Source organism: Virgibacillus sp. LDC1 (assembly GCF_025792345.1).
GTDB classification, from domain to species: Bacteria; Bacillota; Bacilli; order Paenibacillales; family Paenibacillaceae; genus Paenibacillus_AQ; species Paenibacillus_AQ lautus.
In genome coordinates this window covers 3,068,123-3,087,669 of record NZ_JAOXLZ010000001.1, presented here as the reverse complement: position 1 = coordinate 3,087,669, position 19,547 = coordinate 3,068,123, and the positions used below count along the sequence as shown (strand labels likewise).

Sequence of the window (19,547 nt, the reverse complement as noted above, 5' to 3'; positions counted from 1 at the left end):
AGAAAAACTCTATAGGTGAATGCCCGATGGATTGATTATATACAAGGAGAGACATACATGTTGAATATCGCAATTGCTGCCGGCATTCTTTTGTTCGCGGCGGCGGGTTACATCGCATTCATGAACTCCAAATTAATTGCGGATAAAAAACGGGAAGCATACATTCCTCCGCCTGCTTCGGAATATACCGTTTATATGACGCCTCAGTTCACGGAGGAGGACAAAAGGTCGATGAGTCCCATCGGGGTCATGGAATTCCGCGATCCGCAAGGCATGATGAAGGTATATCTTTGCCGGGTCAAGAATGAATCCGAGGATCTGAAGCTGGAGCAAGCCGGCCATGTGTTTCTTCATCATTTGACCAAGGCCAGGGACACCGGCACGCTGATGTTCTACCGTACGGTGGAGGAAGCGCTGCAAGGACCGGAAGAGAAGAGTTTGACCGACCGACTGTCTGCAGCTGCGAAAAAAAAGCCGAGAACAGAATAGGCAAACAGGGTCAATCCACCCACTTGCGGGGTAATAAAGAAATAAAAGACCGAAAGGAGATTTTCCGAAATGAAAACATTTAAAATCGGAAGGACATCGGTCTCCGTCTTTATAGGCGATATTACGACATGGACGGGCGACATTATCGTCAATGCTGCAAATTCGGGACTGCTGGGTGGAAAAGGCGTGGACGGCGCAATTCATAGCGCCGGCGGGCCGGAGATCATGGAGCAGTGTATGGAAATTCGCAAGCAGCAAGGCGGATGCCCGCCTGGCAACGCCGTCATCACCGGAGCAGGCCGGCTGCCTGCCCAGCATATCATTCATACGGTCGGCCCGATCTGGGAGGGCGGTGGACGGCGTGAGGAGCATACGCTGGCGGAATGCTACCGCAACAGTCTTCTGCTTGCAATCGAGGTGGGTGCCAGAAGCATCGCCTTTCCTAATATAAGCACGGGTATCTATGAGTATCCTAAGGCTCCGGCATGTGACGTTGCGTTAAAGGCGGTTACGAAGCTGCTTGAGGAGGATCTGCCGGATAACCGTCTGGATCGGATTGATTTCGTTTGTTTTTCTCCTGATAATGAAGAACTCTATGTCCATTGGCTTGAGCAGTTCACGCAGGAGAAGGAGGCGCAAATATAAGCTCCGCTTAAAAATTATTAATTCTATAATCTTAATAAAAATCAGGGGCGCAGTTAGCGCCCCTGCCGTTTGTCAGTCGACTTTACATATGATAGGAACCGCTTGGCTCAAACAGTACCCATTCCAGCATCGTGATCATATCGTCGAGGCGGGCTTCCTGATTGAGAAGAGAAGCTCGCTCCGGACTGTTCTCTTCGAGAGCAGTCAAGCGGGTTTGCAGCTTTTTCTTCTGCATTGTAAGTTCATTGATCTTGGATTTGATCTGGTTCTCTGTTCGCATGGTATAATCCTTTCGTTAGTTATGAAATCTCATCAATTCACCCCATATTATAGCATTTGATTCAGCTTAAGACGAAGGAGGGGGTACACATGACAAGTGAATATAATATGAAGAAAATGGCGGCGGAGCATGCCGCCAAGTATGTGCAGGATGGAATGAAGATAGGACTGGGCACGGGCTCAACCGCTTATTACGCCATTCTCAAAATCGGCGAGATGGTCAGATCCGGGCTCTCGATCCAGGCTGTGGCTACCTCTGAAGCTTCGGAGAAGCTTGCGATGGAACAAGGGATATCCCTGACCCCCATACATCAGATCGAACGCTTGGATTTGACGATTGACGGGGCTGATGAGCTGGATGATCAGCTGCGGTTAATCAAGGGAGGGGGCGGGGCCCTTCTCCGTGAGAAGATCACTGCTTTTCACAGCGAACGGCTTGTGATTGTGGCGGATGAAGCGAAAGCCGTAACTCAACTCGGCGCTTTCCCGCTGCCGGTTGAGATTGTCCCTTTTGCATATGAGTGGACGGTTCGGTCACTGGCCCAGCTTGGCTGTTCGGTGTTAATCCGCCGTAAGCAAGATGAAGGGTTTTACGTTACGGATAACGGGAATTATATTGCTGATTGCCGGTTTCAGCATATTGCCCGTCCAGAGGAATTAAGCTCTCGGCTAGGCGCCATTCCGGGCGTGGTTGAACATGGGCTGTTTATCGGTATGGCCGACCAAGCGATCATAGGCTGCCAGGATGGAACGGTACGGATATTGCATTCCGGGAGCATAGGAGCAAAGAATATATTTGACAGTTGATCTGGCGTTCATTAACCTTAATTACATGATATCTTTCGGAGGGTGAAATATGTCGGATATTCAAGAACACGAGGATACCCCGTTACATTTGCTGGTTGTCCTTGCCAGAGCTTATAACGCAGTGATGACACATTCCAATCGCAGCATCAATAGTCACGGATTGAACTCCACCGAATTCGGTGTATTGGATGTACTCTATCACAAAGGACCGCAGCCGCTGCAAAAAATAGGGGAGAAGGTGCTCATTTCCAGCGGTAACATTACATACGTGGTGGATAAGCTTCAAAAGAAAAACCTGCTGGTTCGCCGGGCTTCCGCTGAGGATCGGCGCGTCATTTATGCTGAGCTTACCGCAGAGGGACAAGAATTCTTCGAAGCCATTTTTCCTCAGCATCAGGAATTAATGGTTAAGGTTCTCAGCGGCTTGTCGGAAGACGAGAGAGTGCAAGCGGCGGCGCTGCTGCGCAAGCTGGGGATCAGTGCAGAGAAGATGCTGTAGACCTAAACAAGTTTTAGATTGGAGATATGTATGCTTAAAGATATAACGATGCAAGCGATGCAACCCGAAGTAAAGGAACTGCTCAGCTACTCGGTATTTTCGGATCCGGAGGCGGTGGATCAGGCGGCAGCTTCTTATCAGACGGGCCGAAGCCGGCTGTTTGGATTTGAAGAGGACGGACTTCTCTTAGGAATCATCGGTTTTGATGTGGATCGGGACGAGCTTACCATTCGTCACCTTGCCGTTCTTCCGGAGAATCGGGGAAAGGGATATGGACGCGGATTGATTTTGGAGCTGCTCCTTGAGGTCCAGCCTAAGCCGGCCCGAGTCATTGCGGAAACGGATGAAGAAGCCGTAAACTTCTACCGCAGTATCGGCTTTGAGGTATACAGCCTGGGAGAGAAGTATCCGGGCGTTGAAAGATTCCGCTGCATTTACGAGGTGGAGGAGTCCGAAGAATAGGCCATTTATATAAAAAAGCATGTTTGCCGACTTCGAGTGGAATTAAAATTGCCATTCAAGACAATAAACCCGTTTCGCAATGGGGGCCTTCCTCATATAATGTCGTAACGAGCGGGGCAGGGGGTGAACATGTTGGTGTACCATTATACCGCTGTCGGCGATTCCTTGACCTTCGGGTTTGGGGCAATGCCTGGCAGCGGTTTTGTTCCGTTATACCGTCGGATGGCGGAGGAGAAGCTTCGCCAGTTCGTGGCCCATGAGAATCTTGGGGTCAATGGATTAACCTCGGATGAGTTATACGATCGTGTCGTTCGACTTCCTACGTATCGCTATCATCTGCAGCAGGCCCAGATCATCACGATATCGATCGGAGGCAATGACTTGATACGTGCGGTAAAGTCCACGGGGGGGCGACCGAATCGGGAGGTGCTGGACGCTGCTTTGTATCGATGTCAGAATCATGTGGCTAATACCGTTAGACATATCCGTAAAATAAAGTCACCGGTCAGCAAACCTTATTTTATTCGCGCTATCGGTCTGTATAATCCATATCCGGCCTGGACGGAGGCAACGGAATACGTGATTCGGTTCAATCGGCATTTGATGGGGTTAAGTGACGGCTATTTTCGAATAGCTGATATTTACACACAATTTTCAGGCCGAGAGAAAGAACTGATGTCGGTGGACGGTTTACACCCGAATGGCCGAGGGTACCGGGTGATCGCGGAACAATTAAACCGGCTTGGGTACAAGCCACTTGCATAAATAACCGAATGATCAAGAAAAAAAGGGCGTCCCATGGTCTTTTGACCGTGTGGGCGCCCTTGGTTTATGGTAATCACATATTATTTAAAATAATTTCCTGAAAAAACTTCGTACGGCCCATTTGCGTTCTTGCCGTTTCTTGTACTTGGGCAGTGACCGATACACATCCAGCGATTCCTGATAAGACTTCTTGGCATCTTCGGTCCTTCCAAGCGATTGATACATATAACCCAGCAAATAAAAGGCTTCGCTGGAGGAAGAGTGAATGGAATGGAACTGTTCCAAATAATGGAGGGCCTTCTCCCGATCCGAATCCCGAAATGCATCGGCAAGCCTAAGATAAGGCCGGCCATATTTGACCCTCGGGTTGATCCCCAGTGCCCGGATCATATCTGCCTCCCCTTGTGTGATGCTGCCGGTATGCAGGCGTGCATGTCCGATATCGTCCCAGAATTCGGCGGAGTCCTCTAAACTGGATTCTATGGATTCCAGCAGCTTCAGAGCCTCCCCATACTTACGGCGCTCCAGTAGCAATCTGGCAAGCTCGTGCCTTGATGAAACGTCGCTGGGGCTAACAGCAATCAGTCTGCGCAGCTTGGAAATATTCCGTGCACGCTTGATTGGCTTGGTCAAGCTGGGAAATACCCCGACAAAACGGCGATCCAGCACATACACGATGAGAAGCAGCACAAGAATTGCCGTAATCGGATTACCGAAGATGTAGAACAGAAATCCAAAAATAATGAGTTTAGACAAAAGAGATCCCTCAATTTCTATGTAAATTTGTAACACAAATTATACCATAACATGGATTTATTTAGGTGGAAACACGATCGGTTCTATAGACCTTGAAGACATGCGCATGTCGGAATAGGCCATAGGTATTGAAAGAAGGTCGATGATAGCCGATAAAGGTAGTAAAGAGGTGATAATCATGGCGAAAAAGGGACAAATATTCCATCATTACAGTTTCGAAACGAAAAAAAAGGCAGTCGCCATGCGGCTGGAGGGTATGACTAAGAAAGAAGTGGCATCCGCCTTACAAATATCAGATATCGGACGGCTGAAAGTGTGGATGCGCAAATACCGTGAGTTGGGCGAGGAAGGTTTGATCGATCGCCGCAGACGAAATGTACATTCAGACCATGTCAACGAGCGGGATGGAAAAGAACTGCTTTCGCAGGTATAAGAATCAAAAATTACATGAGGCGTGGTGAACGACCGTTCCACCGCGCCTTTTTCATATGGGAATCAAGGGTGATGTTCTATAGTCGTATCCGGCAGTTCCGAATGCATGGGCCAATTCATTAATCTTATCTCGAACAGGCGGCAGCCCAGTTCATTTGAGCGGAACCGACATAACATGTGGTATGTTCAAAAAAGGAGGGATTCATGTGAGCGGAGTAGGAGAAGGTTATGGTGGTTATGGATATGGCTCTTCTATAGGTGCTATTCTGGTATTATTCATCTTGTTAGTTATCATTACTCGCGCATTTATCTAATCCATCTTTTGAGTGAACAAACCAACTGAATCAATAAGTGAACACCGAGCACCTTGAGCAGTCACAACGACAGACCGTCCAAAAGAGGCATGGCCTCTTCTTAGGGCGGTCTTGTTTTTGATGAAGCGACAATCGGGGCTAATGACTTGTTTTGAATCATATGGTTAAACGCCTATCAGAAAATCCCTAATAAAAACAGACCGCTCGAAAGAGTGGTCTGTTTTTGGGAGAACGAACATGGACCCGGGTTCAAGCTCTTGTCCCGGTCTGTTCCTGCTGCTACATCATAATCAATATAACCTTACCGTTTACGAAAGATACGATATCAAAATTCGAGTAACCCCAGGTTTCAATGGTTTTCCCGCCGCCGGTGGTAATGTCCTTGGCTGCCGGGTTCCCCCATGAAAGCTGCACCTGTTCTTTTGTCATGCCGAGGGAAACCTGGCCTGCTTTAATCTGTTTCCAGACCGATGCGGACCATTTGTATTTTTGGTAAGGGTCGTAATTTAATAACGAAGAACGGTCTGCAAACAGCTGCATCACTTCCGAAGAGCGCATAGGATAGCTTTTCACGGATTTTCCTGATCCCGTTTTGAAGATCACGTTGAATTCGCCTTTGTCGTCCGGCAAAATGTCGGTTACCGTCAATTTCGAGAAACGTTCCAAGTCTTCGAAATCATTCACCCAATACGTTCGGCCGATAAATTTAACCAAGCTGCCTTGCATCGCTTTTTTGATCAAGCCGGCCGTTTCGCTGGAGACAACGGTCATAGCTGCATCTCTGCCGAAAGAGATATTCGCTTGTTTCCACTTGGCATCCCAGCTGATTTTCGCGCCCAGAACATCGGATAATACGGTGGCTGGAATCAGCAGCTCGCCTTTGTCGGTTATCGGAACCGCCTTTAGACGCAGCGGGCTATCATTCAGCTTGGCCTGATTGCTGCCGGCCGTGAGCGAGAGCACGGTCTCTCCGAACTTGGCCTCCACGGCTCCGTTTTTGGCCGAATAGGTGCCGCCCAGTGCCTGAATGACGGATTTGGCCGGCACCATGATATTCCCGTTTACTTGTTTCGCATATTTCAAATTGTTGCGCAGACTGGACGATACCGATATCGATTTGGACAAACCGCCCGAGGTTACCGTAATCTGTGTCTTGCCAACGCCCGCAGACTTCAGTGTTCCATTCTTCTGTATGCTCATCAAATAAGGCTTGTCTATATCGATCTGGGCATCTTTAACCGGCACTTTAATCTTGGCCCCGTTTGTGTAAGTTTCCTGGATACTGACTTCCAGGGTGTCCCCTACATAAGGCTTGGCATCGGATACCGAAACCGATAAGGCCTTAACGACAGGCACATCAACCGATTTGTTCTGTCCGTTCGTGTGATGTATCCAGCTTCCGTCCGAGCGCTGTGCATAGAACCCCTCCGACAGATCCTTGGCATTTCCGTAAATGGAGGTTCTCACGATCCCGCTCAGTCCGGAGACCTGCTCCTTGAGCTTCCAGCGGTCTTTATACACTCCGGTTGTCCATACGGTTCCGTCCTGGAGCGTCACAATCAGAAGATCCGTCGGTTCATTGGATGCGTAAACGATATGGGCTGCATTCTGGGCGACGGTAACCGGGATGATGCGCCCGTTATCGTCGAAGTTGGACGTTTCGTATACAACCACATCACCGTTGTCACGCAATAGGGCAACACGCCCGCTGTGAACCGTCATGGATTTGACCCCTGCCGGGTTTTCCACGATACCGAGCTTCTTGAATTGTCCCTTTTTGTAGTTATCCTCTAATAGCAGCTCCCCGTTTGAGGACAAGGCGGCAAATTCTTGATCCGCATTGGCGATGAGCAAAATGCCGCTGAGGTTTTTTGCTTTTTCCGAGCCGTTCCATACGGTGCCGTCTGACTTCAGCCAGTAGTAACCCGCTATCTGCTTCACCCCGCTTGTTCCCGGAACGACCTTGGGTCCCTTGCCGATATCCCATTCCACTAATCGCCCATCCTGCGTCATACCGATGCCTGCATATTCATAACCGCTGATGGCTGCAACTTTACCCGGCGTGCGAATGGCATGTCGTCCGTCAATCAAGGACCACATGGAGCCATCGCTCATCAGGTAGGTGTTTCTTCCCGCAATGTCGCTGATCTGGAGCTTGGACTCTTCGGCAGAAGCGATCCCGTGCGTCGTGCCTGCAAAACCAAGTCCCACCAGCATGCTAAACCATACGAGAACATACAACGTTCTTCTCACTTACATGACCTCTCTTCACTACAATTAGGAATATTTTTCAAACAGCTATATTGATTCGACAAAATCGGTGCTATTCCTGCAATTTGTCGCTTGGTGTTATGGCTAAAAAAGGGAACAAAAAAACGCCCGCCGGATATCCGGGGGCGCCTTGCCGGTTAAACTCGCGATAGTTCGTTGTATTGCCTCGAACTAACGGCGTTAGTTAAGGGGATTCATCGTGGTTGCAGAAACCTGATTAAGGAATGCCAGTTCCCTTCAACAGCAATAGAGCCGCGTATAAATCATTCTTTACTGTTTCGATTTTGGCGATTTTCCTGAACGTGAGAATAGAGATTAAAGCGATCAAGGCATATTTCATTCTCGTTCGTTCTATTTCTGTATCTTCATGGCTAATAACAAAAAGATTCATGAATCAGATCCTCCTCTCGTTACAGATGCTTCTGTGCCTTTATTCGTCCGCTGCGGGGAGTGGGCAAATATTCACAGTGTCCCCCCTAGCGAAACAAATACACAATACCGGCGACCGCAAGAAATACGAAACCGGCTAGTAAGAACCAGATGGATACTTTCTCCCTGGATACGCGGTCGTCCTTGGGTTCAGTAAAGAAGTAGTCTCTTTGTTGGTAATCCGTAGTAATAAACACTCCGGATAGAAGCCCTGCAATCGCCAGGCAAGCCAATCCTGCATATAAAAACAGGTTCATCACGTGTTCCCCCATCATGCCCTTTATTGTTAGAACGTTCGCTGAGAGGGAATGGTTATACTTTTTATACAGGTAAGTGCATCGTCTGACTAGAAGTAGCAGATTGATATGACAAAATGCCACTCAACTTCGTTTAGCGGCTCAACATAAAAAAAGAACTAAATCCCTGTAATAAACATTGCCGTTACAGGGATTTAGTTCGGGAACCTCCGAAGAGATTCCCTCATGGGAGAGGAGAAACCGGACGAAGAGCTTATGGGGAAACGTAAGTCTTCTCCGCGGTTGTCTACGACATTCATTGATGTCGATATTTCAAGGATGCCCGGCTGTGGTAGAAATATACATGACTTTGAAAAAAATGGAGAGTCGTTATGTTTCGTTTTTCATATATGGGATGATTGTGTTACGATAATCACTGTCAATGGCGTTGTCTTGGCAATGAATTTATAGATAATGAAACGGGTGAATGAAGCAGTGAGAGTAGTATCCGGAAGTGCGAAGGGCCGGCCGCTCAAAAGTGTGCCTGGTACAAGCACCCGTCCGACGACGGATAAAGTGAAAGAATCCATATTCAGTATGATCGGCCCTTACTTTGAGGGGGGCGCCCTGCTTGATCTGTTCGCAGGCACGGGAGGCCTTGGCATTGAGGCGTTAAGCCGGGGGATGGATCGTGCTGTTTTTATTGATGTGGAACCGAAGAGCATCAGTACGATCAAGTATAATTTGAAGGCGGCCAGGCTTGAAGAAAGCGCAGAGGTGTACCGCAACGATGCGGCGCGCGCGCTTAAAGCGCTTGAAAAGCGCGGCTACAGCTTTGATTTGGTCTTTTTGGACCCGCCATACCGGTTTAAGAATGGTGACGAGCTGATGCTGGATATGGCAGAGCGAGGTTTACTGCAAGATTCGGCAGTGGTGGTATTGGAATACGAATCAAGTTACAATTATCCTGAGAAATTTGGTGATTTTTGTTGTTTCCGGACCGCGAAGTACGGAGAAACCGCCATATCGATATACCGTTACGACACAGCCCAAGATCAAGCGTCTGAGCTTGATGAGGAGGAATTACAGGATGACAAATGAGAATACTAGTACATACCGTGTTGCCGTATACCCGGGAAGTTTTGATCCGGTCACCATGGGACATATGGACATCATCACACGCGCTTCCAAGCAGTTTGATCTGCTGATTGTGGCCGTGTTGAATAATCTAAGCAAGAACCCGCTGTTCACGATTGAAGAGCGCAAGGACCTCTTGAGGCAGGAAACCGCACATCTTCCGAATGTGGAAATCGACAGCTTCCGTGACCTTTTGGCAAATTATATCCGCCAGAAGAATGCCCAGGTCATCGTACGGGGGATCCGCACGGTGACCGACTTTGAGTATGAACTTCAACTGGCATCCACCAATCATAAGCTGAACCCGGATGCGGAGACGATTTTTATGATGACGCACCCGAAATATTCGTTCCTGAGTTCAAGTCTTGTTAAGGAAATCGCCCATTTTAATGGAGATACAACGGACTTGGTTAGCCCTGAGGTCCATGCCGCGATGCGCCGTAAATTTAGCGGCGATAACGGTCAATAAGACGGGAACACAGCCAGAACGCCGCGATCAATAATAAGCAGATCACGCCTTGAACCTGCAAGAATGAAGGCAATCCGCTCCAAAAGTTGAAGTGCTGATCTGTATTGGCGTGATCCAGCGGTTCCGTTCGGAAAGCAGGCATGATGCCTGCTGAAAGGGCGCTGACCGGCTTCCACATGGCCAGTGTAATTCCAAAGGCGAGTACCGAATGCAGGGCTCGCTTCGTCATAAAGTAACGCCAAGAGAGACCGGTTTCCCGCATCAGCGACAAGCTTTGCAGCTGAGCGCTGATGCCGCTCCACGCCAGTGCGGCGGATAGAACAGCCAGCTGCAAAACTCCGGCTTGGAATGCCGAGGCACTAATGGACTGGGCTGCCAGATGGGCCTCCAATATTCCGGATACAAGATAGGGTGGAAGCTGCGGCAGCAGGTGACCGGTCAATACTCTGGTCAGGACGGCGAAGAACAAGATAAACCCGCCTGTCATCATTAAGGTCTGAACCGAACGGGTAACGGAATCTCCCAGTAATTTGCCGAAGCTCCGTCCATCCCGTTGATGGGCCTCCAGCGCTGCAGTCGCTGCCCTTTTAATGAGGGGGCGCCGGGCTAATTCGCTTGTTCGGACTTGGTTTAAAGTTGCTGTAAACGGTCGTGTGCCTTCTGAAGAAGCCTGTTTATGGAAGAGGCTGAATATCCATGCGGCCAGCAGCCCGGAAATCCAATGAACGATCAGCAGCAGATAACCGGCTTCCGGTTTATGCAGCAGGCCAGTTCCGATGACAACGAGAATGGTCATTGGATTGCAGAAGTGGGATAAAGCAGCGAGCCTGCCAGCATCAATGGCACGAAGCTCGCCTTGTTTATACATTCCGGAGGCGGCCTGCGCTCCTGCCGGGAACCCGGCAGTCATTCCTGTTATAAGAACCCAGCCGCCAGCACCGGGAAGTTTGAATGTTTTTTTCATCAAAGGGTCCAGCAGTACGCCAATTCCATGGGCCCAGCCATAGGCAATGAGTATTTCCACCAGAACGAGAAAAGGCAGCAAAGCGGGAAATACGATATTCCACCATAGCTTGAGTGCTTGCAGGGTGGCTTGGAAGGCAGGTTCGGGTGCGCTGACGACAGCCAGTACAAGCAGGAAAGCGGCGGCACCCAGCAGGATGGTGTTCCACAGCCCGTTTGATGACTTGACGGCGTTGTCTTTATTCATAAGGAATCTCCTTTCAGCGTAAACATGGCTAGTACAACTTTATGCAAAGGAGACAACCGTCAGACCAAACTTGGTGGAAGGCTGGATATATAAGGCGGAGGGAAGGAAACTACATGAAGAAGTCTGTAAAACCGAATGGCTTAAAAATTGCGCTGTATTTGTTAATGGTTGGGGTCATGCTGTACGTTGTCGTTTATATGCCGACCCCTTATCTTGTATACCAGCCCGGGAGTGCCGAAGAGGTTCGGCCCATGATCAATGTCGAGAAGAGCGATCCGGCGGAAGAGGGCACATTTATGATGACAACCGTGTCGGCAAGCTATGCCAATATGGCTTTGTTGATGATGTCTGCGTTTAACCCCAATGCGGAGGTTGTGAAAAAGGCAGAAAAAATGGGCGATCAGAACAAGGATGAATATGCAGCCACACAAGTGTATTACATGAATTCTTCCCAGTCGTCTGCGATGGAAGCTGCCTATCAGGAAGCAGGAATTGACTACAGCATCGAGCCTGCTTATGTATTCGTGATGTCGATCTCCGACAATTCTACTAATGCCGAGCATTTCCGGCCAGGCGATAAATTGATTAAGATCAATGGGCAGCCGGCAGAGGATAATGAGAAAATTGCCAGTCTGTTAAGCGGGAAAAGCATCGGGGAAGTGGTATCCGTGGAGCTCGAACGCAAGGGGAAAACGGTTAAGGAACAAGTTCAGCTTGTTAGCATTAAGGATGAGAAGACCGGAGCGGAGCGTCCGGGTCTGGGCGTCATGATTGCTACGATGCAAAGCGTGGAGCCGGCGAATCCCGATCACACCATTCATTTTGCGGATACCAATATCGGTGGGCCGTCAGCCGGACTGATCTTTACCCTTGAAATTTATAACCAGCTCACCGATGGTGATTTAAGCAAAGGTTACCGGGTAGCGGGAACGGGTACCATTGACAAATCAGGCGCCGTAGGTCCCATTGGCGGCGTGAAGCACAAGATCGTCGCGGCTGACCGGAAGGAAGCCGATATCTTTTTTGTGCCGCAAAAAAATTACGAGGAAGCCAAGAAGCGGGCGGACCGAATCAAAACGGACATGGAGCTGATCCCGGTTGAGGATCTGCAGGATGCAGTAGATTATCTGGAGCAGCTGCCGCCTAAGGGGTGAGTGGCGGCAGCAGGTAATCACTGTAATAATGGCGGATATTCGGTTTAGGGTGTCCGTTGGCGTAAACGGCGGCTGCCATCAGGTCCCTCTCCAGCTGTGGATGCTCCAGCGTTGTCGGCTTCTGAATGACGGGGAGCGAGGCAGTCTGCTTCATTCGTTTCAACAAGGAACGCCCGGTGTCGTTGAAGCCGAGGACCCGGATATATCCCGGACCTTTGGCCAATTCTTGGCGATTCATGGATGCTTTGTCATGATTCAGCATGATATGCAGGAGCATCCGCTGAAGCTTGGTGCGGGTATAGCGTTTGGTTTTTAACGCTTCGAGGAGAGCTTCAACCGTAGGCTGCTTTAACCGGGCAAGCATGCGCTGAACCCGATACTCCAAGCCTTCGGTCACTTCAAGGAAGCCTTCAAGCTGCGCGGGCGTATGCGTGAGCAGGGATTGAAACAGTGGCTGACGAAACCGTTCCCAGTGGACGGGAGCTAGTCCGTTCTCCATTTCCCGCTCCATGATGCTATGCGTGAATTCGGGGATGTAGGGTCTGGCTGCTTCCAATCCCTGTGAAAGTATGATGTTCCGGATGGCGGTAGCACTGGCAATGGACGACGCTCCCGGCACGGGATCATGGTACTGTGCGTTTTCTCTTGGAATGGTATAGGGTGTAATGCGGCTTCCCAGGCGCTCTAGAGCGATCAGGTAGTGCAGGCCCAGGGAATTGTTCGGCTGCGTGAGCAGCTCTTGCAAGTGGGCAATTGCAGGTCCGGACTCACCGAATAGGGCTGCAGCGGCAGCGCCGTAAGCAGACGGGAAGTTCATGCCTTCCTGGAGTCGCTTTTCAATTTCGGATTGGAGCTCGCCGGATTCGCTGGCAAGCGAACGGGACAGCGGCAGAATCTGCTCCAGCGTACCGCTCTCCGATCCGAAGGAAAGATAGTCCACCACCCCTGTGGCTTCCAGAATGGCTACCGCACCGTACGCGAACCACTCCGCAGGCTGTACGGCATAGGTTACCGGCAGTTCAATGCACAGGTCAACTCCCATGGCAAGGGCCATTTCGGCCCGTGCGCGCTTGCCTGCAATGGCAGGTTCGCCGCGCTGGAGAAACGGACCGCTCATCACCGCGACGACGGCATCCGCCCCCGTTATTTCTTTGGATCTGCGATAGTGCAGCACATGACCGTTATGTAAGGGATTATATTCAACAACAATGCCAACCGTCTTCATTCGTTTCAACTCCTTGATTAGAATATAACATAATTGCATGACGTTCCTGCAACAATAAGCGCCTCTCCTCGGAGCGTTGTAATTCTGGTAGTATGAAGTGAAATATCGGGTAACAATATAGAGGTTGTTAGGGTTATCCTGTTGACAAAAGTCTTCGAGAATCGGTATAATAATCTTTGTTTGTTTGGAGTGATGGATATGCTAATTCAATTTCGTAAATTGACAACCAGCGATCAACCGTTACAGTTCCATCAAACCGTGGATGTAAGCAATGCCGTTAAGGACCGGAAGGATATCATTGCTGTTCAGCCATTAGACGTGGATTTGACAGCAACCCCAACGGTTTCGGGTACGGTGGATGTTCGTGGACGATTGCAAGGCGAGCTGGAGATGAATTGCTCCCGCTGCCTGAAGCCGATCAGCGAACATGTGCACATCCCCTTTCATGAAGTATTCCAGCCGGTGGAAGATCCTGAAACCATTCAGGATGAGAATGATGACACTACATACGTGCAAGGTGAGAGTGTGGATCTCACTCCCTATGTAGAAGAAGCATTTTTGCTCCACCTGCCGCTAGCTCCGGTATGTAAAGCCGACTGCAAGGGACTCTGCCCGAATTGCGGCAAAGACCTGAATGAAGGCACGTGCGACTGCGATACGGAAGTGATCGATCCTAGGCTAGCCGGACTGAAGGACTTCTTTAAATGATGATGGATATGGCACCCGTGTTCAGCGGGTTGAACTGATAAGGAGGTGGGAACATGGCAGTACCTCAACGTAGAACGTCCAAAACACGTCGTGACAAGCGTCGTACTCATTTTAAGCTGGCTGTGCCAGGCATGGTGAAATGCGAGCAATGTGGAGAATTGAAGCTTGCTCATCGCGTATGTAAAGTATGCGGAACGTATAAGGCAAGAGAGATCATCAAACAATAGTTTTTAAATAAGTAGTACTTCATCTTTGGTGAGGTGCTATTTTTTTTGTCCGAAGTCCCCCTTTCTTTTTGACGTGACATGATTTATACTTAACATTAGTACCAGGTTCTAATATTTGCGACTAATTTACATATATGTATGTTTGAAGAATGGCGGCTTTCATAGCGGCAGAAGGAGTTGTTTCGTCATCGATCGTTTATCCAAGAAAGACCGTCACCAGCGGCTGATTCAGCTGATCGACGAGAATCCCTTTGTTACAGACCGCGAGTTGACTCGCCAGCTTAAAGTGAGCATTCAGACGATACGCCTTGACCGTATGGAACTTGGCATCCCGGAGCTTCGTGAGCGAATGAAGCAGATGGCGGAGCATTCCTATGACCAGGTTCGTTCCTTGTCACTCGAAGAGGTGATCGGGGATGTCGTTGACTTGCAGTTGGACAAGAGCGGAATATCGATATTTGAAATCCGTGAGGAGCATGTATTCAGCAAAACGCGGATTGCCCGCGGGCATTACGTGTTCGCTCAAGCCAATTCACTTGCCATTGCCGTAATCAATGAAGAAATCGCATTGACGTCTTCAGCGGATATACGGTTTTTGAGACAGGTGCGTCTCGGCGAGAAATGCATTGCCAAAGCCTACGTTAGGTCCATTGCCGGCCAGAAGGGAAAGGCCAAGGTGGAAGTGTTTACTTATGTCGCTGATGAAATGGTGTTTCAGGGGAATTTCGTAATCTACCGATCTGCAGGGGAATGACATAAGTAAAGGAGGAAGTTTGGCATGAGAATTGCGATTGATGCGATGGGCGGCGACAATGCCCCCCAGAGTAACGTCGAGGGAGCGCTGATTGCCGCACGGGAATGGAGCGATACCGAGATTATCCTCGTTGGGGATGAAGCGCAGATTGGAGCGCTGCTAAAGGACAAGCCGTCCAATCTGAAGGTGGTTCATGCAAGTGAAGTCATTGAAGCGGAGGATGAGCCGGTTAAGGCTGTTCGCCGGAAGAAGGATGCTTCGATGGTTGTGGCGGGGCGCATGATTCGCGAAGGTGAAGCCGATGCCATGATCTCGGCAGGCAATACGGGGGCCCTTATGACGACCGGGTTGCTCGTTGTGGGCAGGATGAAGGGGATTGAGCGTCCAGCCCTTGCGCCTATGATTCCTACTCTCGACGGCAAGGGGATGCTCGCCTTGGATCTCGGAGCGAACATGGATTCGAAGCCTGAGCATCTGCAGCAGTACGCATTAATGGGCAGCCTGTATCGCGAGAAGGTGCACGGAATCACCAAACCGCGGGTCGGGCTGTTAAATGTCGGTACCGAGCCGGGCAAGGGGAATGAATTGACGAAGCATGCTTATCCGCTGCTGGAGGAGCTGCCTATTCATTTTGTTGGCAACGTCGAGTCGCGCGACGTCATGAACGGGGTTTGTGATGTGCTCGTATGTGACGGGTTTTCGGGCAATATTTTGTTGAAATCGATTGAAGGAACGGCTGGCGCACTCTTTTCGCTGTTGAAAGAGCAGTTCAGCAAGTCGCTTAAGACCAAGATGGCTGCTGCCTTGATGATGCCGGAGCTGCGCAGCCTGAAATCAACGCTCGATTATAAGGAGCATGGCGGAGCTCCCCTGCTTGGTCTGAGCGGTCTGGTCGTTAAGAGCCATGGTTCATCGGATGCGAACGCCATCAAGAATGGGGTTCGCCAAGCGCGGACGGCGCTGCAGAACCAGTTGGTAGAGAGTATTTCGAATGAAATCAGCGGGAAGTGAGTGAGGAAATGAACAATTTGCGTCCGGTCGGTATTATTGGCACAGGCAAATACGTACCTGAGAAAATATTGTCAAATCGTGATTTAGAGAAAATGGTAGATACAAGCGATGAATGGATTGTCTCGATGACGGGAATCCGGGAACGGCATATTGCCGCTCCGAATGAAGCGACGTCGGATCTGGCTTACCACGCTGCTGTGAACGCGTTGAAATCCGCTGGAATGAACGCCGAGGATCTGGAATTGATTATTGTGGCGACCATTACGCCGGATATGTTCTTTCCCTCAACCGCATGTTTGCTCCAGGATCGGCTTGGTGCCAAAAAAGCGGCGGCATTTGACCTGTCGGCTGCTTGCTCGGGATTTGTATACGGACTGGCTACAGCTACAAATTTCGTGAAGACCGGCATGTACAACAACGCTTTGGTGATCGGGGTGGACTGCTTGTCCCGCATTACGGACTATACCGACCGCAATACCTGTGTCCTGTTCGGTGACGGTGCCGGAGCGGCGATTGTCGGTGAAGTGCCGGAAGGCCGCGGGTTCCAAGCCTTTGATCTGGGTGCTGAAGGTGCGGGCGGAGCACATCTCTATATTGAGGCAGGCGGCTCGAGATTGCCGGCATCCGCTGAAACGATTAACACGAATAAACACTTTATTTATATGAACGGCCGCGAAGTGTTCAAATTTGCGGTACGGGTGATGGGATCTGCCACGGAAGCCGTATTATCCAAAGCAGGCATCGACAAAAAAGATATCGACTTATTCATTCCTCATCAAGCGAACATCCGGATTATTAAGTCTGCCATGGAGCGCTTGGAGCTTCCGGAAGAGAAGGTCGTGATTAATGTTGATAAATACGCCAATACCTCAGCTGCTTCCGTTCCGCTAGCTCTTGTCGAAGCACAGGAGTCCGGCCGCCTGAAAGAAGGAGACAAGGTGTTGATGGTTGGTTTTGGCGGCGGATTGACATGGGGTTCTTCCGTACTAATCTGGTAAACAGAATGCTTTTTTAGGCCTAGTGAAATAAGAGAAGGGAGCTAACGATTTTGGGTAAAACAGCATTTATATTTCCAGGTCAAGGCGCTCAGTCCGTCGGAATGGGAAAGGATGCCTATGATGCGGTTCCTGCCGCAAGGGATCTGTTTCTAACCGCGGATGCTCAGCTTGGATTTCCGCTCAGCTCCATTATTTTTAATGGTCCTGATGAAGATTTGAAACAAACGGCAAACACTCAGCCAGCTCTACTGGCTACCAGTATGGCTTATCTGGAAGCCATTCGCGGCAAGGGGATCGAACCGGATTACGTTGCGGGACATTCGCTTGGCGAATACAGCGCACTTGTAAGCGCAGGCGTGCTATCGTTCGAAGAAGCTGTGTCGATCGTTAGAGCGCGCGGAGAATACATGGAGGCAGCCGTTCCCGGTGGTCAAGGCGCAATGGCGGCCGTGCTTGGCGCAGACCGCGAGGCTTTGTCCGAGCTGTGCAAGAGCATTACGGCAGAGGGACATGTTGTAGAACTTGCGAACATGAACTGTCCGGGTCAAATTGTCATCTCGGGCTCCGCCCAGGGCGTTGCAGCTGCCGCAGAAAGAGTTAAGGAAGCAGGCGGTAAGCGGGCCATCCCTCTGGAGGTAAGCGGACCCTTCCATTCGACCTTGATGAAGGGGGCGGCTAACCAGCTGGCTGGTAAACTGGAGCAGGCTGCGTTTAATCCCCCTTCCGTTCCGGTAGTTGCCAATGTGACGGCGCGTCCAGTGGAAGATGCCGCTGCCATCCGCGGTTTGCTGGTAGAGCAGGTATACTCCCCCGTGCTTTGGCATGACAGTGTGGAATGGATGATCGCTCAAGGCGTGGATACCTTTGTCGAGATTGGTCCGGGGAGTGTTCTCAGCGGTTTGATCAAGAAGATTGACAAATCCGTCAAAGTCATTAATGTAAATAGTCTGGACAGCATCAGCAGTTTGGAGACGGTCGTATAAATAACGATGGATGAAAGTCAGATGACTCTGGAAAGGAGGAATAGGTATGAGTGAAGCTCTAAAAGGACAGACTGCGCTTGTTACGGGTGCTTCCCGCGGCATTGGCCGGAGCATTGCTCTCGGACTTGCGGATCTGGGCGCTAACGTTGCCGTCAATTATGCAGGAAGCGAAGCAGCTGCAGCCGAGGTCGTGGAAGCGATTCGTGCAAAGGGCGTATCGGCCATCGCGGTTAAATCCAACGTTGGACGGACCGAAGAAGCCGATGCCATGGTAAAGCAGGTGTTGGAGACTTTTGGTCGAATTGATATCCTGGTGAATAATGCAGGGATTACTAGAGATAATCTAATCATGCGGATGAAGGAAGAGGAGTTCGATCAGGTAATCGAAACGAATCTTAAAGGGGTATTCAATTGTCTTAAGGCGGTGACGCGTCCTATGATGAAACAACGTTATGGACGCATTATCAACATTTCCTCCGTTGTCGGAGCGCTTGGCAATCCAGGGCAGGCCAACTATGTTGCGGCCAAAGCCGGAGTCATCGGTCTGACCAAATCAGCCGCGCGGGAACTGGCCTCCCGTGGAATTACGGTGAACGCCGTGGCTCCTGGTTTTATCGACACCGATATGACCCGGGAACTTCCTGAGGACATGCGGGAAGGCCTGCTTGGCGGAATTCCGCTCGCCCGACTGGGTCAGCCGGAGGAGATTGCCGGCGTGGTTGCTTTTCTAGCATCTTCCAGTGCATCCTATATGACTGGACAAGTGCTGCATGTGGATGGCGGCATGTATATGTAGGCGCCGCCAATGTTCCGGCGCTGGCCGCCGGGCATTAAATCGTTTTCAAATGCCTTCTATGGCAATTTGAAGTCATATCTCGTATAATTACCAAGAGGAGGTGAGCCGGATGTCCGATGTATTGGAACGCGTGAAACGCATCGTTATCGACCGCCTGGGTGTTGACGAAGCCGACGTAACATTAGAAGCATCTTTCAAAGACGACCTTGGAGCTGATTCTCTCGATGTAGTTGAATTGGTGATGGAGTTGGAAGATGAGTTTGATATGGAGATCTCTGATGAAGATGCGGAGAAAATTACGACCGTAGGTGAAGTTGTAAATTACATACAATCTCATACCTAAGTCATTACAGTTAAGTCCCGTTCTTTAGCAAGACGGGACTTCTCCACATTCAATCCAAGCTTCAGTACGAACAAGTGATAGATTATTACTGCCGTCGTTATCATGAGTCTGCATTTGCGGCTTCATAGATGGACGGGCAGTCCATATA

26 protein-coding genes are annotated in these 19,547 nt (G+C 50.0%); 19 read left to right on the top strand and 7 right to left on the bottom strand.

Features of this window, described 5'->3' with window-relative positions; genetic code table 11:
- Positions 1-57 precede the first annotated feature (57 nt).
- Positions 58-489, top strand: coding sequence for a hypothetical protein (locus OHJ21_RS13760; protein ID WP_127594299.1), 432 nt, complete (start codon positions 58-60; stop codon positions 487-489).
- A gap of 69 nt (positions 490-558) precedes the next feature.
- Positions 559-1,134: a macro domain-containing protein gene (locus OHJ21_RS13755; RefSeq protein WP_100538193.1), complete on the top strand. Its 576-nt coding sequence runs from the start codon at positions 559-561 to the stop codon at positions 1,132-1,134.
- Positions 1,135-1,216: 82 nt separating this feature from the next.
- Here OHJ21_RS13755 and OHJ21_RS13750 read toward each other — a convergent pair whose 3' ends face one another.
- Entirely contained in the window at positions 1,217-1,414 is a 198-nt protein-coding gene (locus OHJ21_RS13750) for a hypothetical protein (protein ID WP_127594301.1), read from the bottom strand.
- Positions 1,415-1,503: 89 nt separating this feature from the next.
- Here OHJ21_RS13750 and rpiA point away from each other — a divergent pair, with 89 nt between their 5' ends.
- The 4 genes from rpiA to OHJ21_RS13730 all read left to right on the top strand — a co-directional run bounded on the left by rpiA (position 1,504) and on the right by OHJ21_RS13730 (position 3,946).
- On the top strand, positions 1,504-2,220 hold the full coding sequence (rpiA, locus tag OHJ21_RS13745) for a ribose-5-phosphate isomerase RpiA (RefSeq protein WP_326114065.1): 717 nt from the start codon (positions 1,504-1,506) through the stop codon (positions 2,218-2,220).
- A gap of 49 nt (positions 2,221-2,269) precedes the next feature.
- Positions 2,270-2,719, top strand: a complete 450-nt coding sequence (locus OHJ21_RS13740) for a MarR family winged helix-turn-helix transcriptional regulator (protein WP_100538190.1) — start codon at positions 2,270-2,272, stop codon at positions 2,717-2,719.
- Positions 2,720-2,749: 30 nt separating this feature from the next.
- Positions 2,750-3,181: a GNAT family N-acetyltransferase gene (locus OHJ21_RS13735; RefSeq protein WP_326114066.1), complete on the top strand. Its 432-nt coding sequence runs from the start codon at positions 2,750-2,752 to the stop codon at positions 3,179-3,181.
- Positions 3,182-3,310: 129 nt separating this feature from the next.
- Positions 3,311-3,946, top strand: a complete 636-nt coding sequence (locus tag OHJ21_RS13730; protein ID WP_326114067.1) for a GDSL-type esterase/lipase family protein — start codon at positions 3,311-3,313, stop codon at positions 3,944-3,946.
- 84 nt (positions 3,947-4,030) lie between these two features.
- On the opposite strand, the gene OHJ21_RS13725 is transcribed toward OHJ21_RS13730, so the two are convergent.
- Complete coding sequence (locus OHJ21_RS13725; RefSeq protein WP_486020272.1) at positions 4,031-4,702, bottom strand: tetratricopeptide repeat protein; 672 nt, start codon at positions 4,700-4,702, stop codon at positions 4,031-4,033.
- Between the two features lie 178 nt (positions 4,703-4,880).
- Between OHJ21_RS13725 and OHJ21_RS13720 the strand changes: the two genes are divergently transcribed.
- Positions 4,881-5,135: a helix-turn-helix domain-containing protein gene (locus tag OHJ21_RS13720; protein ID WP_326114069.1), complete on the top strand. Its 255-nt coding sequence runs from the start codon at positions 4,881-4,883 to the stop codon at positions 5,133-5,135.
- Between the two features lie 205 nt (positions 5,136-5,340).
- Positions 5,341-5,448 (top strand): YjcZ family sporulation protein, encoded by a 108-nt coding sequence (locus OHJ21_RS13715; RefSeq protein ID WP_243390772.1) that lies wholly within the window; start codon positions 5,341-5,343, stop codon positions 5,446-5,448.
- A 279-nt stretch (positions 5,449-5,727) separates the two neighbouring features.
- On the opposite strand, the gene OHJ21_RS13710 is transcribed toward OHJ21_RS13715, so the two are convergent.
- From OHJ21_RS13710 to OHJ21_RS13700, 3 genes are all read right to left on the bottom strand, one after another.
- Positions 5,728-7,701, bottom strand: coding sequence for a stalk domain-containing protein (locus OHJ21_RS13710; RefSeq protein ID WP_486020271.1), 1,974 nt, complete (start codon positions 7,699-7,701; stop codon positions 5,728-5,730).
- A gap of 235 nt (positions 7,702-7,936) precedes the next feature.
- A complete protein-coding gene (locus OHJ21_RS13705) occupies positions 7,937-8,110 on the bottom strand; it encodes a hypothetical protein (RefSeq protein ID WP_394054715.1) in 174 nt (57 codons plus the stop codon).
- An 85-nt stretch (positions 8,111-8,195) separates the two neighbouring features.
- A complete protein-coding gene (locus tag OHJ21_RS13700; RefSeq protein WP_100538184.1) occupies positions 8,196-8,405 on the bottom strand; it encodes a DUF5316 family protein in 210 nt (69 codons plus the stop codon).
- A 474-nt stretch (positions 8,406-8,879) separates the two neighbouring features.
- Here OHJ21_RS13700 and rsmD point away from each other — a divergent pair, with 474 nt between their 5' ends.
- Both rsmD and coaD read left to right on the top strand, forming a co-directional pair.
- Positions 8,880-9,485, top strand: coding sequence for a 16S rRNA (guanine(966)-N(2))-methyltransferase RsmD (rsmD, locus tag OHJ21_RS13695; RefSeq protein WP_486020269.1), 606 nt, complete (start codon positions 8,880-8,882; stop codon positions 9,483-9,485).
- Positions 9,475-9,990: a pantetheine-phosphate adenylyltransferase gene (gene coaD, locus OHJ21_RS13690; protein WP_100538183.1), complete on the top strand. Its 516-nt coding sequence runs from the start codon at positions 9,475-9,477 to the stop codon at positions 9,988-9,990. Before rsmD ends, coaD begins: the two co-directional genes overlap by 11 nt.
- On the opposite strand, the gene OHJ21_RS13685 is transcribed toward coaD, so the two are convergent.
- On the bottom strand, positions 9,968-11,200 hold the full coding sequence (locus OHJ21_RS13685) for a nucleoside recognition domain-containing protein (protein WP_100538182.1): 1,233 nt from the start codon (positions 11,198-11,200) through the stop codon (positions 9,968-9,970). The genes coaD and OHJ21_RS13685 overlap by 23 nt on opposite strands.
- A gap of 113 nt (positions 11,201-11,313) precedes the next feature.
- On the opposite strand from OHJ21_RS13685, the gene OHJ21_RS13680 reads away from it, so the two are divergent.
- Positions 11,314-12,354 carry a SepM family pheromone-processing serine protease gene (locus tag OHJ21_RS13680; RefSeq protein ID WP_486020268.1) on the top strand — a complete coding sequence of 347 codons (1,041 nt, stop codon included), beginning with the start codon at positions 11,314-11,316 and terminating at the stop codon, positions 12,352-12,354.
- Here the strand turns inward: OHJ21_RS13680 and OHJ21_RS13675 are convergent.
- A complete protein-coding gene (locus tag OHJ21_RS13675) occupies positions 12,344-13,579 on the bottom strand; it encodes a nucleotidyltransferase (RefSeq protein ID WP_486021038.1) in 1,236 nt (411 codons plus the stop codon). The genes OHJ21_RS13680 and OHJ21_RS13675 overlap by 11 nt on opposite strands.
- Positions 13,580-13,777: 198 nt before the next feature.
- Between OHJ21_RS13675 and OHJ21_RS13670 the strand changes: the two genes are divergently transcribed.
- The 8 genes from OHJ21_RS13670 (at position 13,778) to acpP (ending at position 19,399) form a co-directional block, all read left to right on the top strand.
- Positions 13,778-14,287: a YceD family protein gene (locus OHJ21_RS13670; protein ID WP_100538179.1), complete on the top strand. Its 510-nt coding sequence runs from the start codon at positions 13,778-13,780 to the stop codon at positions 14,285-14,287.
- Between the two features lie 53 nt (positions 14,288-14,340).
- Entirely contained in the window at positions 14,341-14,514 is a 174-nt protein-coding gene (gene rpmF / locus OHJ21_RS13665; protein WP_006211382.1) for a 50S ribosomal protein L32, read from the top strand.
- Between the two features lie 187 nt (positions 14,515-14,701).
- Positions 14,702-15,268 (top strand): transcription factor FapR, encoded by a 567-nt coding sequence (fapR, locus tag OHJ21_RS13660; RefSeq protein WP_036664034.1) that lies wholly within the window; start codon positions 14,702-14,704, stop codon positions 15,266-15,268.
- A 24-nt stretch (positions 15,269-15,292) separates the two neighbouring features.
- The gene (gene plsX, locus OHJ21_RS13655) at positions 15,293-16,279 is read left to right on the top strand and encodes a phosphate acyltransferase PlsX (protein ID WP_326114076.1); all 987 of its coding nucleotides are present in this window, start codon (positions 15,293-15,295) and stop codon (positions 16,277-16,279) included.
- Positions 16,280-16,287: 8 nt separating this feature from the next.
- Entirely contained in the window at positions 16,288-17,277 is a 990-nt protein-coding gene (locus OHJ21_RS13650) for a beta-ketoacyl-ACP synthase III (protein ID WP_100538177.1), read from the top strand.
- Between the two features lie 50 nt (positions 17,278-17,327).
- The gene (fabD, locus tag OHJ21_RS13645; protein WP_100538176.1) at positions 17,328-18,260 is read left to right on the top strand and encodes an ACP S-malonyltransferase; all 933 of its coding nucleotides are present in this window, start codon (positions 17,328-17,330) and stop codon (positions 18,258-18,260) included.
- A 46-nt stretch (positions 18,261-18,306) separates the two neighbouring features.
- Positions 18,307-19,056: a 3-oxoacyl-[acyl-carrier-protein] reductase gene (fabG, locus tag OHJ21_RS13640; RefSeq protein WP_071220042.1), complete on the top strand. Its 750-nt coding sequence runs from the start codon at positions 18,307-18,309 to the stop codon at positions 19,054-19,056.
- 109 nt (positions 19,057-19,165) lie between these two features.
- Entirely contained in the window at positions 19,166-19,399 is a 234-nt protein-coding gene (acpP, locus tag OHJ21_RS13635) for an acyl carrier protein (protein ID WP_006211375.1), read from the top strand.
- The last annotated feature ends 148 nt before the right edge of the window (positions 19,400-19,547 follow it).

Excerpts from the sequence above, each read along its gene's own strand:
- OHJ21_RS13760 (WP_127594299.1), top strand. The coding sequence starts at position 58 with ATGTTGAATATCGCAATTGCTGCCGGCATTCTTTTGTTCGCGGCGGCG.
- OHJ21_RS13755 (WP_100538193.1), top strand. The coding sequence starts at position 559 with ATGAAAACATTTAAAATCGGAAGGACATCGGTCTCCGTCTTTATAGGC.
- OHJ21_RS13750 (WP_127594301.1), bottom strand. The coding sequence starts at position 1,414 with ATGCGAACAGAGAACCAGATCAAATCCAAGATCAATGAACTTACAATG.
- rpiA (WP_326114065.1), top strand. The coding sequence starts at position 1,504 with ATGACAAGTGAATATAATATGAAGAAAATGGCGGCGGAGCATGCCGCC.
- OHJ21_RS13740 (WP_100538190.1), top strand. The coding sequence starts at position 2,270 with ATGTCGGATATTCAAGAACACGAGGATACCCCGTTACATTTGCTGGTT.
- OHJ21_RS13735 (WP_326114066.1), top strand. The coding sequence starts at position 2,750 with ATGCTTAAAGATATAACGATGCAAGCGATGCAACCCGAAGTAAAGGAA.
- OHJ21_RS13730 (WP_326114067.1), top strand. The coding sequence starts at position 3,311 with ATGTTGGTGTACCATTATACCGCTGTCGGCGATTCCTTGACCTTCGGG.
- OHJ21_RS13720 (WP_326114069.1), top strand. The coding sequence starts at position 4,881 with ATGGCGAAAAAGGGACAAATATTCCATCATTACAGTTTCGAAACGAAA.
- OHJ21_RS13705 (WP_394054715.1), bottom strand. The coding sequence starts at position 8,110 with ATGAATCTTTTTGTTATTAGCCATGAAGATACAGAAATAGAACGAACG.
- OHJ21_RS13700 (WP_100538184.1), bottom strand. The coding sequence starts at position 8,405 with ATGAACCTGTTTTTATATGCAGGATTGGCTTGCCTGGCGATTGCAGGG.
- coaD (WP_100538183.1), top strand. The coding sequence starts at position 9,475 with ATGACAAATGAGAATACTAGTACATACCGTGTTGCCGTATACCCGGGA.
- OHJ21_RS13685 (WP_100538182.1), bottom strand. The coding sequence starts at position 11,200 with ATGAATAAAGACAACGCCGTCAAGTCATCAAACGGGCTGTGGAACACC.
- OHJ21_RS13680 (WP_486020268.1), top strand. The coding sequence starts at position 11,314 with ATGAAGAAGTCTGTAAAACCGAATGGCTTAAAAATTGCGCTGTATTTG.
- OHJ21_RS13675 (WP_486021038.1), bottom strand. The coding sequence starts at position 13,579 with ATGAAGACGGTTGGCATTGTTGTTGAATATAATCCCTTACATAACGGT.
- OHJ21_RS13670 (WP_100538179.1), top strand. The coding sequence starts at position 13,778 with ATGCTAATTCAATTTCGTAAATTGACAACCAGCGATCAACCGTTACAG.
- rpmF (WP_006211382.1), top strand. The coding sequence starts at position 14,341 with ATGGCAGTACCTCAACGTAGAACGTCCAAAACACGTCGTGACAAGCGT.
- plsX (WP_326114076.1), top strand. The coding sequence starts at position 15,293 with ATGAGAATTGCGATTGATGCGATGGGCGGCGACAATGCCCCCCAGAGT.
- OHJ21_RS13650 (WP_100538177.1), top strand. The coding sequence starts at position 16,288 with ATGAACAATTTGCGTCCGGTCGGTATTATTGGCACAGGCAAATACGTA.
- fabG (WP_071220042.1), top strand. The coding sequence starts at position 18,307 with ATGAGTGAAGCTCTAAAAGGACAGACTGCGCTTGTTACGGGTGCTTCC.
- acpP (WP_006211375.1), top strand. The coding sequence starts at position 19,166 with ATGTCCGATGTATTGGAACGCGTGAAACGCATCGTTATCGACCGCCTG.